Source organism: Ferdinandcohnia jepli, assembly GCF_047246645.1.
Taxonomy (GTDB): Bacteria; Bacillota; Bacilli; order Bacillales; family Bacillaceae_L; genus Ferdinandcohnia.
In genome coordinates this window covers 185,815-199,940 of sequence record NZ_JBFOKR010000004.1, presented here as the reverse complement: position 1 = coordinate 199,940, position 14,126 = coordinate 185,815, and the positions used below count along the sequence as shown (strand labels likewise).

General features: G+C 39.0%; 15 protein-coding genes. 5 read left to right on the top strand and 10 right to left on the bottom strand.

Annotated elements, in window-relative coordinates; genetic code table 11:
- Positions 1-247: 247 nt before the first annotated feature.
- The 6 genes from dctP to AB3M96_RS05920 are packed head-to-tail and all read right to left on the bottom strand — an operon-like array spanning position 248 to position 6,573.
- Entirely contained in the window at positions 248-1,375 is a 1,128-nt protein-coding gene (gene dctP / locus AB3M96_RS05945; protein WP_412966663.1) for a TRAP transporter substrate-binding protein DctP, read from the bottom strand.
- 21 nt (positions 1,376-1,396) lie between these two features.
- The gene (locus AB3M96_RS05940; protein ID WP_412966662.1) at positions 1,397-2,173 is read right to left on the bottom strand and encodes an enoyl-CoA hydratase/isomerase family protein; all 777 of its coding nucleotides are present in this window, start codon (positions 2,171-2,173) and stop codon (positions 1,397-1,399) included.
- Positions 2,174-2,223: 50 nt separating this feature from the next.
- Positions 2,224-3,204: an NADPH:quinone oxidoreductase family protein gene (locus AB3M96_RS05935; protein WP_412966661.1), complete on the bottom strand. Its 981-nt coding sequence runs from the start codon at positions 3,202-3,204 to the stop codon at positions 2,224-2,226.
- A 9-nt stretch (positions 3,205-3,213) separates the two neighbouring features.
- Positions 3,214-4,419: an acyl-CoA dehydrogenase family protein gene (locus AB3M96_RS05930; protein ID WP_412966660.1), complete on the bottom strand. Its 1,206-nt coding sequence runs from the start codon at positions 4,417-4,419 to the stop codon at positions 3,214-3,216.
- Positions 4,419-5,996 (bottom strand): class I adenylate-forming enzyme family protein, encoded by a 1,578-nt coding sequence (locus tag AB3M96_RS05925; RefSeq protein ID WP_412966659.1) that lies wholly within the window; start codon positions 5,994-5,996, stop codon positions 4,419-4,421. The genes AB3M96_RS05930 and AB3M96_RS05925 overlap by 1 nt, the downstream gene beginning before the upstream one ends.
- Before the next feature lie 13 nt (positions 5,997-6,009).
- Positions 6,010-6,573, bottom strand: coding sequence for a TetR/AcrR family transcriptional regulator (locus AB3M96_RS05920; protein ID WP_412966658.1), 564 nt, complete (start codon positions 6,571-6,573; stop codon positions 6,010-6,012).
- 756 nt (positions 6,574-7,329) lie between these two features.
- On the opposite strand from AB3M96_RS05920, the gene AB3M96_RS05915 reads away from it, so the two are divergent.
- The gene (locus AB3M96_RS05915) at positions 7,330-7,896 is read left to right on the top strand and encodes a hypothetical protein (protein WP_412966657.1); all 567 of its coding nucleotides are present in this window, start codon (positions 7,330-7,332) and stop codon (positions 7,894-7,896) included.
- Positions 7,897-8,121: 225 nt separating this feature from the next.
- On the opposite strand, the gene AB3M96_RS05910 is transcribed toward AB3M96_RS05915, so the two are convergent.
- Positions 8,122-8,607: an SRPBCC family protein gene (locus tag AB3M96_RS05910; RefSeq protein ID WP_412966656.1), complete on the bottom strand. Its 486-nt coding sequence runs from the start codon at positions 8,605-8,607 to the stop codon at positions 8,122-8,124.
- Between the two features lie 91 nt (positions 8,608-8,698).
- On the opposite strand from AB3M96_RS05910, the gene AB3M96_RS05905 reads away from it, so the two are divergent.
- Positions 8,699-9,343 carry an HAD family hydrolase gene (locus tag AB3M96_RS05905; RefSeq protein ID WP_412966655.1) on the top strand — a complete coding sequence of 215 codons (645 nt, stop codon included), beginning with the start codon at positions 8,699-8,701 and terminating at the stop codon, positions 9,341-9,343.
- Between the two features lie 11 nt (positions 9,344-9,354).
- Here AB3M96_RS05905 and AB3M96_RS05900 read toward each other — a convergent pair whose 3' ends face one another.
- Positions 9,355-10,485 (bottom strand): DUF2812 domain-containing protein, encoded by a 1,131-nt coding sequence (locus tag AB3M96_RS05900; RefSeq protein WP_412966654.1) that lies wholly within the window; start codon positions 10,483-10,485, stop codon positions 9,355-9,357.
- Positions 10,482-10,811, bottom strand: a complete 330-nt coding sequence (locus tag AB3M96_RS05895; protein ID WP_412966653.1) for a PadR family transcriptional regulator — start codon at positions 10,809-10,811, stop codon at positions 10,482-10,484. Before AB3M96_RS05895 ends, AB3M96_RS05900 begins: the two co-directional genes overlap by 4 nt.
- A gap of 176 nt (positions 10,812-10,987) precedes the next feature.
- Here AB3M96_RS05895 and AB3M96_RS05890 point away from each other — a divergent pair, with 176 nt between their 5' ends.
- A complete protein-coding gene (locus AB3M96_RS05890; RefSeq protein WP_412966652.1) occupies positions 10,988-11,590 on the top strand; it encodes a TetR/AcrR family transcriptional regulator in 603 nt (200 codons plus the stop codon).
- A gap of 19 nt (positions 11,591-11,609) precedes the next feature.
- Positions 11,610-12,395, top strand: coding sequence for a CPBP family intramembrane glutamic endopeptidase (locus AB3M96_RS05885; RefSeq protein WP_412966651.1), 786 nt, complete (start codon positions 11,610-11,612; stop codon positions 12,393-12,395).
- Positions 12,396-12,572: 177 nt separating this feature from the next.
- On the opposite strand, the gene AB3M96_RS05880 is transcribed toward AB3M96_RS05885, so the two are convergent.
- Positions 12,573-13,049, bottom strand: coding sequence for a competence protein ComK (locus AB3M96_RS05880; protein WP_412966650.1), 477 nt, complete (start codon positions 13,047-13,049; stop codon positions 12,573-12,575).
- Between the two features lie 339 nt (positions 13,050-13,388).
- Between AB3M96_RS05880 and AB3M96_RS05875 the strand changes: the two genes are divergently transcribed.
- Complete coding sequence (locus AB3M96_RS05875) at positions 13,389-13,877, top strand: sigma-70 family RNA polymerase sigma factor (protein ID WP_412966649.1); 489 nt, start codon at positions 13,389-13,391, stop codon at positions 13,875-13,877.
- The last annotated feature ends 249 nt before the right edge of the window (positions 13,878-14,126 follow it).

Genomic DNA, 14,126 nt, shown 5'->3' with positions numbered 1-14,126 from the left:
TATGTTTGTTTACTTAATATAGCCTCACGCTGCCAAATTTGGCTAAAAATCGTAAATCCGGTGTAAAAACCGTATTTTCCAATTAAAAAGCGTAAATTCAGATTAAAAACCGTATTTCCAAATTAAAAAGCGTAAACTGAGTTCGTGCATCTAAAAATCATTCAAAAACACCTCAAAACAAACCCACCTCACACATTTCCCAAAGAACCCCGCCATTCCCCACTAGAAAATGGCGAGATCCACCGATTTACTCCAAATTCTTTAACCCTTCTGGCACGTCTCCACCCTGCTCGATAATGATGTCACGCCATAATGTAATTAGCTTTTTACCAGGGAGACCTTGTTCTTCTAATAGATCCGCGTAATCTAACCACGTTTCCTCGATACCTGTATTAATTAAGTCTTGAACACTTTGGTCCAGAGTTGAGAACTCTACAAATTTTCCACCGTTTTCTTCATTTAACTTAATTGATTCTTCTGCGCGAGTTAACCATGCTTCCGCACCTGGAATGAAGATTTCTTCAGATGCTTGTGTCATTGCATCTTGAACGTTTCTAGGAAGGCTATCCCACTTTTCCTGCGTCATCCCAATAAATGCGTTGAAGTGTCCGAAGTTAACACCCGTAATTGTATATTTGAATAGATCCTGGAATCCGTACCCAGTCCAGTCTGCAACACTGTAGTAACTTCCATCAAAAGAGCCACGGCTTAGCGCATCGTACATTTCAACAGCTGGCATTGTTACGCTGTTCACGCCAATTTTTTCGGAGTATTTTTCATGGATACGTGATGGAGTACGTAGTCCTGTGCCTTTTACATCATTAACAGAGTTAAACTCTTTTCCAGTTGTTGAAATGGAGTATTCCTGAGTTGTTGAAACAGGGAACACTTTAAAGTCGGCAAACTGCATTTCAGTGTATGTTTTTCCATCTGCAAGCTCTTCGTCACTTTCTAATAACGCCTTCCAAGCATTTGATCCGATAATTGTGTCGGAGTGTGCAAGTGGAAGCATTGAGATTTCGGCCATTGGGTATTGGTCTGGCTGATAGATTGGTAGAACAAGTGCGACATCAACCGTACCGCTCTTTAGCGCATCACCTTCGTCTGGAACTGCTACTAATTCTCCACCAGCAAACGTTTCAAATGTAACCTGACCATCTGTTAACTCCTCAACCTTTTCCATCCAAGGCACCATTGAGTCTGCCCACCATGCGTGCTGAGGGCTAAGTCCAGTTGCTGCACGTAACGTGATTTTTTCACCCTCAGCTTCCCCACTTCCATTGTCCTTTCCTGTTGAGTCACTATCAGAGCAAGCGCTTAAAAAAGTAACAATCGTTAATACCGCCGCAAAAAACATTAGTTTTGTCTTTTTCATACAAGATCCCCCTTGAAATTTTTACTTTCCTAAAAACGTTGGTTTGCGTTTTTCATAAAATGCGGTTACACCTTCTTGGTGGTCCTTTGTTTGTAGCAATAGCGCTTGTATGAGACTTTCCTGTTTAAAAGCTGTGTCCTTATCTAAAGTTCCTACATGATTGACGAGATACTTTACGTACTTATTCGCTAAACCCGGGCCGTTGACGATAAAGTCGGCAAACTCTATAGCCTCCTCCATTACACCTCCTTTAGCAATCCGGTTGATGAGTCCGAAGCTCGCTGCTTCTTCTGTTGTAATGATCTTTCCCGATGAGATCCATTCCTTTGCTAGATTTGGAGATAGTCGTTCGGATAGTGTTTTGATTAACCCCAAGTCTGGGATAAGTCCAATATTCGAAAAGCTCAATGCAAACTTGGCATCTTTTTCAGCGACGATAAAATCCGCTGCGAGCGAAAGGCTGAAGCCCGCTCCTGCTGCAAATCCATGTACGGCTGCAATGACATACTTATCAATATCCATGATTTTTTTCGTTAGCCCCGTAACAAAATCCATCCATTCGGCTGCTTCAGCTGTGCCACTAATGTATTTCATCGTTTCGATATCCCCACCAGCACAAAACGACCTTCCATTACCTGATAGAATAATAGCTTTTACATTAGGATTTTCCGTGTGTTCATCTAGACATGCTATGGCCTCTTCGACGACCTGTCTTGAAATCGCGTTTAATTTTTCTGGACGGTTTAAAATGAGATGACCAATTTGGTTTTCTACTTTTGATTCGACTACTGAACTCAATTTGACTACCTCCTTCGTGCCTGTCACCACCCGGTTTTTGTGAAAAAGTTCTACGGGTTTACAATCAGTTTCCCCCAGGTTTGACGACTTCCCAGTTGTTCCAACGCATCTGGTACCTCTTCAAATGAATACTGTTTATAAATTAACGGGTTTATTTTCCGGTTTTTATAAAGGTTCATCAGCTCGGTGTGCTCTTGTTTTACTCGTTCTGGAAACAGTTTTCGAAAGTATCCGAAATGCACTCCGACAACTGAGTAGTTTTTAATTAGTACATGGTTGGCAGGTACGGTTGGAATGGTTCCCCCTGCAAACCCGATTGGAAGAAGTCTGCCATCGAAGGCAATACATTTTCTTGATTTATCAAAGGTTTCTCCGCCCACTGGGTCGAAAATGACATCGGCACAGTGCCCGTCCGTTACCTCTTTTACAATTTTTACGAAATCCTGGGTACGGTAATTGATGACAACATCAGCTCCGCTATCTTTACACACTTGTAATTTTTCATCCGAACCTGCCGTTGCGATTACCGTTGTACCTAATGCCTTCCCAACTTGGATTGCCGCCGATCCTACACCGCCTGATCCTGCATGAACGAGTAGATATTCGTTCTGTTTTAGCTGCGCCTTTTCTTTCAATGCATAATAGGCTGTGTGATACGTAATGAACATTCCGGCTGCCTGCTCGTATGGGAGTTCCTCTGGAATCGGGAATACATCCTCTTGCTTGACAGTGACCCACTCGGCAAACCCGCCGTTAGGGAGCATTGGTGTTGCAAGCACCCGTTGGCCTTCTAAAAAATGGACACCTTCTCCTACTTCATCAATAATTCCCGCTACCTCTGCTCCAGGTGTAAAAGGCAAATCCGGTTTTTCCTGGTAGCTGCCCTGGCACATTAGGATATCGAAAAAGTTAAGTGCAAAGGAGTTTACTCGAATAAGAACTTCTCCCTTTTTAGGAGTTGGTTTTTCAACTTCTACTATTTCTAAGGCCTCATCGGGGTTACCCAATTTAGATACGATCCACTTTTTCATTCAAGCACCTCACAATTGCTCTCTGATTTCTAATTTGGCGATATCTCGTAAATGAACAGCGTCCGGTCCATCGACAATTCGTAGTGTTCGAGCATTTGCCCAGTGAGCTGCTAATGGCGTATCATCTGAAACTCCTGCACCGCCAAACAACTGGATTGCCCGGTCGATTACATTAAGAGACATCTGAGGAACTGCAATTTTGATCATTGCGATTTCCTTTCTAGCTGCCTTGGCACCTTCTTGGTCAATTTTATTAGCAGCATGTAGAGTTAAAAGTCGTGATTGCTCAATTTCGATGCGGCTTTTTGCAATCTCAGACCGAACCGTTTCTTTATCGATTAATTTAGAGTTGAAAGCCTCTCTGTCATTCGCCCGCTTGATCATGAGCTCCAATGCACGTTCTGCAGCACCGATTGCTCTCATACAATGGTGAATTCGTCCCGGACCTAATCTGCCTTGGGCGATTTCAAAGCCTCTACCTTCTCCTAGTAACATATTCGAAGCAGGAACTCTGACATTGTTATAGTGAATTTCCGCATGCCCATTAGGAGCATGATCATATCCGAATACAGTTAGTGCTCGTTTAATTTCCACTCCCGGACTATCAAAAGGTACTAGAATCATAGATTGCTGCTGATATGGCGGTGCGCTTGGGTCTGTTTTCCCCATCACAATCGCAATCTTGCAGCGAGGATCGATAGCCGACGTTGACCACCACTTTCGAGCATTGATCACATACTCATCACCATCCCGAACAATACTACTCTGTATATTGGTAGCATCTGAGGAAGCAACCGCAGGCTCTGTCATTGAAAATACCGAGCGGATTTTACCTTCTAAAAGTGGCTCAAGCCATTGTTTCTTTTGTTCCTCTGTCCCGTACTTAATGAGTACTTCCATATTCCCCGTATCCGGCGCATTACAATTGAAGATTTCAGGTGCGATTAGTGAACGCCCCATGATTTCACATAAGAATGCGTACTCATAATTGGATAGCCCTTTACCGTACTCGGTATCTGGTAAAAATAGATTCCACAATCCTTTTGCTTTTGCTTTCTCCTTCAATTCCTCGATAATCGGTGGAATCATCCAGCGACTTTCTTGAGAATTTAGCTGTTCTTCATATACCTGTTCATTCGGATAAACGTACTCCTCCATAAAATCTAGTAACTCACTTCTCAGTTGTATTGCTTGTTCCGATAGTTCTTTTAACATTACTGATTCCCCCTTTTTAGCGCATATTTTAGTATTTTTCCAGAGGCGTTCCTCGGTAACTCCGGGATAAACTCGTAAAGCTCAGGTATTTTAAATTTCGCAAGATGTTTTAGACAATGCTCTTTTATGGTTGGTATATGCTGTTCTGTAAAATGGTCACTGACAACGTACGCCTTGACCCGTTCTCCATATAGAGGATCCGGTATACCAACTACTGCCGCTTCTTTGATATGTTCATGCTTTTTGAGCACGTCCTCTACTTCGATGGAGAATATTTTCTCCCCAGCGCGGTTAATCATGTCTTTCTTCCGATCACGGATATAAAAATATCCATCTTCATCAACATACCCAAGGTCACCTGAATGCCAATAGCCGTCTGTAAAATTGCTTTCATTTGCTTCCGGATTTAGCCAATATTCCTTGATGACCATTGGACCTTTGATATAAAGCTCTCCCACTTCACCTGTTGGACATTCATTCCCGTTTGCATCAACAACTTTTATATCTGCTACTGGAACCGCCTGCCCCACAGATGTGACTTTTGACTCCGGGTATTTTACTGGCATTAATGTCGCAGGTGAAGTCGTTTCCGTTGACCCGTATGCATTGTGGAGTTCCGCATTTGGGAAGACGTCTCTCAACATCGAGAAGGTTTGCTGATAAATTGGCGCCCCTCCAAACGCAACTTTTGTAACGAACTCGAAACTATTATTCTTAAAAGCTTCCTCCGTTGACATCATGATGAAAATAGTTGGGACATTGAAAACGAAGTTAATTCTGTGTTTTAAAATGTACTCAATGTATTTTTTATTTTGATAGCGTTCCATGCTATACGCCGTTCCACCTATGTAAATCATGTGAAGCAATTGCCCGACGAGCCCTGTAACATGAAACATTGGTACGGCAATTAATGTCTTGTGGTCACTATTTGTTTGAAAAACATGTTGGAAATTTATCAAACTATGAATCACATTAATATGTGTTAACACAGCACCTTTTGGCCTGCCTGTGGTGCCGGACGTATAAAGGATTAACGCCGGATCTAGTTCATCTACTTCTACTTTGGTGAGCATGTTTTCTTGGAGCAGCTTTTCGAATGTGTTTTCCCCATCTATTACAAAAATGTTTTCGTCTGGCGGGATGATGTAGGGGTTCTCTGCTTTTATTTCTTCCACCTTAATAAGATGCTCGTTTTCACTAATGAGCGCTTTTACATCGGAATGTCCGATAATGTAATTTATTTCTTCTGCAGTAAGCTTTACATTGATTGGAACCATAATCGCTCCGAGTTTGAGACAAGCAAATAAGACTAATGGAAAATGGTATCGGTTACCTATTAAAGCCGCTATTCGGTCTCCTTTTTGAATGCCGCATTTTTGTTGGAGATTTGCTGCAATCATCGTTGAAAGCGCATCCAATTCTGTATAAGAAAGAGATGCCTCCTCAGTAACTACCGACGCTTTTTCAGGAAAGCTTGCCATACTTTGTTGAAGAACTTCGATAATGTTTTTAGGTCGGTTTTCAGTGAACACTTTTACATTTTTCCTACCATACAACTCCATTTCTTCGACTAGCATACTGAACCCCCTGTCACTTCAATATTTTTAAAATATTATCTGAATAGATTTCTACAATTTCCTCTTTTGTCAGCCTGCCGTTCGGCTTATACCATTGCTGAATCCAGTTCATCGCACCAAGAATCATCATTCGTACCATTCTTGGTTCTCTTGTTCCAAATTCACCAGTGTCAATTCCTCTTTGAATGACTTTGTCGAAAAGCCCTTCGTATTCTTTTCTCAGTTTTAAAACTTGGCGCAGCTGTTCTTTATTAAAAAACCGTTTCGGTTCCATAATCATGTTGAAGGTTTCTTTTTCATCAATTGCGTAATCAATATGTGTTGAAATCATTGATTGAAGAATATCTACTGCAGTGCCTTCTCTGTTTAAAATGTCTTCCAAATCCTCAGTTGCCTGCGAGAGAATGAAATTATGACATTGAAACATAAGGTCGCTTTTATTTTTAAAGTAATAATAGAGAGATCCCTTTGTCATCAATAGTTCGGCCGCAATATCCTCCATCGTCGCGCCACTATATCCTTTTTGATTAATAATATTGATTGCCGAAAGTAGAATCTGTTCCTTCTTCCTCAGCACTTTTCGTTCTGAAAGTTTCATTTCATCACCTTTTCACTGTCCTTTGTCTTGGTATGGATTGACTTCAAGTTCAATATTTAAACCTTGGTTGATTTTTGAACGCAGGGTTATTTATCTGAAAATTCAGGTTTACAATATTGCTATGTTGTTAATTCCATAGTTATTCCTAAAATTTGAACAGCCATTTAAAAATTAAACCGGAGTCAAAAATTGAACCTTTTGCTAAAAACCATAAATGTCTGCTAAAAATCGTATTTTTGAATTAAAAACCGTAAATTCAAATTAAAAATCGTATTTTCTATTTAAAAACCGTAAATCCAAAATAAAAACCATAAACCTAGTTTTCTAGAGTTATTGAGTTAGGCGGGTGCGGATATTTTATGAAAGACTCTTTAAAATGTAAGAAAATCCGCCTTATCTTGAATAAAACGGAGCATTAACAGAGATTAACTAATTAATTTTTTGATCAATTCCCTAAAAACCATAAATGTCTGCTAAAAATCGTATTTTTGAATTAAAAACCGTAAATCCCATTTAAAAACCGTATTTTCAAATTAAAAACCGTATTTCCAGAATAAAAACCATAAACCTGTTTTCTAGAGCAAGTGCAAACAATTGAGGCGTAATAACATGCAAAATACAAAAAAAAAAGGATTGAACCCTTTAATGTAAGGGCTCAATCCTTTTATTTTAAAAAATTCATCTATTAGTTTTTAGAAAAATAAACTATTATTTACAATTGGAGGCGAACAAAAAGTGATTAAAAATAGTCTAATAGCTGTACTATGTGTCGCATTAATTACAGTTGTGTATTTTTGGGGACCAAGGCCGACGAAACCTGTGAATTTCACCGTCCCGACTGCATCATTAGAAGAAAATATTTGTGAAAAAGCAGCCACACAATTTGGTGATTGCGAAAAGGTTCTTTTGTTCGATTCTGACTCGAATTTAGTTTTTGCAGAAAGTAGTTTAGGAATTGTCCCTGCACTTACAAACAAAGATTTTACGCAGTTTGAAAAGTTCATCCCCATGATGGATTTCCAGGAGTTCGAAGAGGAAGCCGAAGATAGAGGACCAATAGATTGGCGTGTTGCAAATAAAATAAGAGAAGATCTATCAATCATTTATGGATTTGCTGAAGACGATGCGAAGACTATCATTCTAACAAGTGAAGGCAATGTTCAGCCAAATAAGTTTTATGTTCGCGACAACCTGTGGGTTTGGTACACCACTGTCGAGAAGGAAAAAGTTGAAGTACCAGTTGAAGTAACCGTTTATGACGAGAATGGGAAAATCGTGTATGGGAGAAGTGTTGAAGAATAAAAAGTGAATGCAAAATCACATAAATTGTAAAAGAAAGCAGATTTATAAAATTTTATTATTAATGGCAATTGTTATTTTCACTCTAAATGTTTTTATTTTTCCAATTTTCTTAAATATGAGCCTGACATTCAGGACTGTTTATTGGTTTCATGCTCCTTTGTGTTGTAATTGGACATTTGTTAAATCAAAAGAAGAACGGCTCGGATTGATTCCAAGCCGTTTATTTTATGGTTGGCAACACAGATTGCCTTCGCCTTTTTCTAATGCTGATTTTAAGCTGTCCAACACACCGGACCATGCCCCCTGGTGCCACTTATATGCTTCTTCCCAAGCTGGATCGTCTTTAAACCCAACATGCTCTATTGCCAGTTTAGTTGTGCCATTCACATTTTCAAAGCTTACCTTTACTGTGGTAAGTTCACCCTCGTTATTCATAACATCCTTGAAGTCATCCGGAGCTTTCCAAGTAAAATGGAGCTCTTTTTGATCTACTAGTTTTGTTATTTTACAGCCCTTTGTGTTCATTGCTTCAGTGTTACCCGGGATAAAATATAGTTCATAAGCTCCGCCTTCTCTTGCTTCAACGACGGCTATTGGAGCGAACCACTCTGTTACTCGTTCAGAAATTGTCCATGCGTACCATACTAAATCTAGTGATGAATTAATTGTCACTTCACTTGAAACTACTTTTTCATTTGATATAGTTGTCAAAAGAGTTACCCCCTATTGAAATATTTTACAATTACTAGTTTACTATGTAATGATAGTTTTGTAATGAATATTCTGACAGGGGGATTATATAATGAAAAAAGTCATCTTATTTGATCTTGACGGTACACTATCTGATCCGAAGGTTGGTATTACAAAATCCGTTCAGTACGCTTTACAAAAATTGAACATCACCGAACCTGACCTTGATAAGCTTGAATGCTTTATTGGCCCTCCACTACAGGATTCTTTTAAAGAGTTTTACGGTTTAAATGAGGAAGAAGCCAAACTCGCCATTGAGTTTTATCGTGAGAGATTTAAAGAAAAAGGAATGTTTGAAAATGCGCTGTATCCAGGTATTCCTGAACTTTTACAATCGTTAAATGGTCTGACACTTGTTGTTGCAACTTCAAAACCAACGGTGTTCTCTGAGCAGATCTTACACTATTTTAACATTCACCAATATTTTGATTTGGTCGTTGGAAGTAATCTTGATGGAACGATGATTGCAAAAACGGAAATTATCCAGTACATTCTTGACCATTATTCAGACCACAAGTCCGAGGACTTTATGATGATAGGCGACCGAAAACACGATATCATCGGAGCAAACAATACTGGAATTGATTCAATCGGAGTCACCTATGGTTACGGGAGTCGGCAAGAGCTTGAGGATGCTAATGCAACTTATCTTGTAGAACGTGTAAGTGAATTGAAAGAGGTAATAAAAAAAGCTTGAGGTGCTATACCTCAAGCGAGTCCTGTGGAGTTTTTCAGCCTCCTATAATATAACCATGTTCGAACCGTAAAGGTACCAAAGACAAAAATTAAGAAGAGCTGCATTACAAAGTTTGTCGTATTTAATGTGGACAATTCGTCATGTAGAATTTGATACACATAGGAAGAAATAAATAGACTGTACATGATGACTAATGGTAAAAACAAAGCGGTATACGACATGGCAACTTTTCTTGCGTGCTTAACCAGATGCGTCTTATCACTGTAAAACTGTGGTTTTTCCTCACCTTTTCTATACTCACAGCTCCAGAGGGTCCATTTTTGAAGTGGAGATGGTGAGCTATAAGCCTTTTTCCAGCCGGAATCCTGATGAATTCGAAAGTAGCTCTCATTTGATAGATTTTGATAATCGAGTGCATACGCAACCTTGCGAGGTTCCCCTTTTGAAAAATAAAAAGTAACACCCATTTTTCCAACTTTTTTCAGGTTGAATCCCTTCTCCTCCATCTCCTCCAGCCATTTTTCGAGCTTATCTGGGGCATACATCCAACCAAATTTATATTTTACGACGAATGGTCCTTTTACTTTTTCAGTAGTATTCTTAACATGAATTTCTTCAAGGAATTGCTTGTTTGATCTCCGTATCTTAAGAATGGAAACCGCTCCGAGTATAACAAATGCGAGTACTAGTCCGAAGAATGTATAAGTAACTACCCATAACGGACTTTCCACGATAATGACTTCATCTGCTGATAGAAACATAACCAATGGATTTAACAAAATTCCCATCATGAAAACAAGTAGGAATGAAAACAAATACATAATAATGCGATTACGTCTTATGATGTCATCACGAACTGGTGAGGTCTTTGCCTCATTTTCATTTGCGAGAAAGGTCCATTTACCTGTCTGTACCGCTGGCTTCCACCCTTCTTTTTGAAGTGTAGTTGGAAGGGTTTTATTCTGTACTTTTTCATATCCAATTCGGTAGGTTAGCTTTTTCGGCTCTTCTTCTTCAAAAAGAAAGCAGCGCGTAAACCTGTTCAATCCCTTTAAACCATAGCCTTTTTCGGCCATCTGTGTGAGCCATTGTTCTATTCTAGGAATGTCATAGCTCCATAAAGGTCGATATTTCCTTATCATAGAAAGTCCCCCTCAAATTTTAACGCATTTTCGTGAAGTTCCTTTAATCTGTTGATTTCTACGGTAATTACTTGTTTGCCAATCTCGGTTATTTCATAAACCGTTTTCCGATGTTCATCCGCAAAAACCGTAATCAATCCATCCTTCTGCATCTTCGTTAATGTTCCATACACAGTCCCCGACCCTAACCGGATCCGTGAATGAGAAATGTCCTCCACATGCTTGACAATCCCATAGCCATGGCGCGGTTCTGTTAAGGAAAGCAAAATGTAAAAAGCCGTTTCCGTCATTGGAACATATTTTTTTAAAACCTTAGAAAGATCCATCCTACCAACCTCTTCCATATATCACGCTTCAATATGTCATACTGCGACTATATCACGACGTGACATATTTAACAAGAATATTTTTAAAAAAACTGGAAAATATTTGTTGAAAATAAATCAAGTGTCATTTAAATTAAAATAAGTGACACACGGTTCATTTTAAGGAGGTTTAAAGGATGCCAAAGGTTTCAGAGGAGCATAAAGAGATACGGAGACAGCAGATCCTCATGGCTGCCATGGAGGTTTTTAAACGTAAAGGTTATGAAAAAGCAACACTGAAGGACATTGTTGAGGAAGCCGGTATGAGTCGTGGCTGGATTTATCTTTACTTTAGTGACAAAAATGAAATTTTCAGGGCACTCTTGGAGCATCTTGATGCCGAGCAGAAAAAACAACTAGAGCTTTCAAATCAGGAAAACGTACTTGAGGTATTGAAGGGTTATTTTGTGGGAATTCAGAACTCTATTCAGGTGGATGATCCAACCTTATACCCCGCAATCTATGAGTTTTGGATTACGAGTTGGCGAGATGAGAGTGTACGAGAGTTCTTTTTAAAGCGTTATGAGAAAGTAGTTGCTACCTTTACTGCTTTATTTTTACAAGGGATAGAATCTGGAGAAATATCTCCAGTTTTGTCAGTTGAGGAAATTGCAAAAATCATGATGTCAAATATGGATGGGATTTTAGTACATAGCTTAGCATTTGGGACTGATACTATTGACGTGAGTAACCAGGTTGAGCAACTCCTAATTCGTATTGAACAGATGTTGAAATCTTAAAAAAGAAAGGTTGGTGCTCATGAAGAGCAGTATTCAATTTGTTACATTTACGTTTTTGATTACATGGGGTGCGTGGTTCTTTGTTATCTTTTTTACCGATGGCTCATTGGAGCCTGGGACACCTGCATTTTTAATGTATGGATTAGGCGGTCTTCTTGGACCGGTTGTAGCGGCTTTTGCCACAAAACGATTCGACCGCGAGTTTTTAAGACAATTAGTCAGAGTACGAGTCGGCTTTGCATGGTATATCGCCATCTTGGTGATTCCCTTTTTAATCGGGATCCTTCCTTTTGGGATAGAAGCGATAGTTGGAGATGGATTTGGGTTCGCTTTTGAAACACCATATTACATGGTTGCTCTAATGCTGCCAATGATGATACTAGGTGGAGGACTTGAAGAAGTTGGCTGGCGCGGTGTACTTTTACCTGAGTTGTTAAAAAGGTATACAGTCCTTACTTCCACTTTAATTGTTGCATTAGTATGGGCAGTATGGCATCTGCCACTTTGGTTTATTGAAGGAACCGTACAATATGGTTCTAACATGGGTTGGTTTTTCATTTCAATACTCGGAACTTCTTTTATTCTATCAGTCATCTATGTGAAAACAAGAAGCATTTTATTATGTATCCTTCTACATGCACTTTTTAATGCTAACTCTGCTTATTTTCAAGGTGAATTGAGCTCTTGGAACGAAGGAGCCACTGTAACAATTAAACTTTTACTTTGCTTTATCTTTTTCGTTTTCTTAATAAGAGAAAAACCGGTAACGGTTGCGACTGGAGGTGGAGTGATTGAAAGACATTAAATGGGGAAGCCCACTTGGAGTTGCATGTGTTGGTATTTTCCTCGGGGGACTTGGTTTATTTTTTAATGCAATCTGGTCAAATTTGCTTTAAGAGATTCATATGATTGTCCCCGGTGGCAATCATATGAATCCTTTTTTGTTTAAAACGCTTTCATTTTATAAGTAAAATAAGTTCATTTAGCTAATTTTATCAAAACCTGAGAATCTCATAATAACAAGCGTTGTACGTTTTCGTTGCTCATTGATGGTGTATTCGGATACTGCAACAGTAATCTTATTGTTACTTTTAAATCGAATGAGAGTTGATAATCTGTCTAGGGAGATGGTGCCCAGGATATGAGAAACAAATATCCATGTGCAGTCTGGGTCGTCAGGAGAGCAGGTTGGAAAAGCATAGATGTTTTTTCTGATGTTAATTGGCAATGGTGTTTTCTGATTAAACCGTAATGTGTATGTAACAGCCTTTCTACTTCCTTCAAGTGTTGAAGCACCTTCATAACAAGCCATAATTAATAACTGTGTGATGGATTTCGACGTATAAAAGACACCATTCCGATCAGTAATTTTTGTACAATACTTCTCGTGTTTAAATGGTTCTAACGCCTCCGTTGTCTCACAGATTTGGTACTCCTCAAACACTTGATATTCTTTCATAAAATTCCTCCTTCAATATTTTTATAAGATTTTGAAATCTCACAATAATATAGTAATGTAGAAAAACGTCGAAATTCTGTTAAGTTTATCACACTACGTGTGACTAATTTGTGAACAATTTTGATTTTTCTAATAAAAGGGTAAAATTGAGTTTTTATATTATATACGGGCGAGATTTGCTGCACAAGCAAGGTTATTTTAGGGGTCATACGTCACATACGCCCCTTATCATTTGCCCCGTATGTTACATATACACCTTCGACTCAAGGGACAGAATGCTAGTAAATTGGTACTACCGGCGGAATACATAAAGAGCGCGTTCTTTCAAAGGACCATTACGTGCAAGTACCATTTGAAACCCTTGAAAAACAATACAAACCACTGATATATCAGATAATTAAGTCACTCCATTTGTATGGTGACAAAGATCAATTTTATCAAATTGGACTAATCGGTCTCTGGGAGGCATCCACTCGATTTAAGGCTGAGGAGGGAGCAAAATTTTCAACCTATGCTTTTACAATAATTCGCGGCAAGCTGATGGACCATATTCGAAGGGAAAATCACTATGTTGAGGTATGTGAGACATTTGGCAAGGAAGGGGATATGAATCTCACAATTGAAGTGGACTTTGAAGGTAGTATGTTGATTGAAATGTACTGTAGGGAATTGACGTTGAACCAGAAAAGGTGGGTACTAGGGAGAATTATTCAGGATAAAAGCAATAAAGAGATTGCGGAGGAACATGGGGTGTCGGTTGAGGCCGTGAAATCCTGGGGGAAAACTGCTATGAAGAAGTTGCGGGAGATTGTTGTGGAGGTGGAATAGGTTGAATTTGCTGGTTTTGGTGTGTGGAACTAAATTTAGTGCTCTTTTTTTCGGAAACCGTGCTGATATCTAACACTATTTATGTGGTTTTGATAGTCTTATAGGAATTTCACAGGATATCATTTACAATCCACATCTAGGGTGCTTTTTGGAGTTTATGATTTTAAATTTTGATTTATGGTTTTTAATTCGGAAATACGGTTTTTAAATTGGATTTACGATTTTTAATTACGATTTACGGTTTTTACG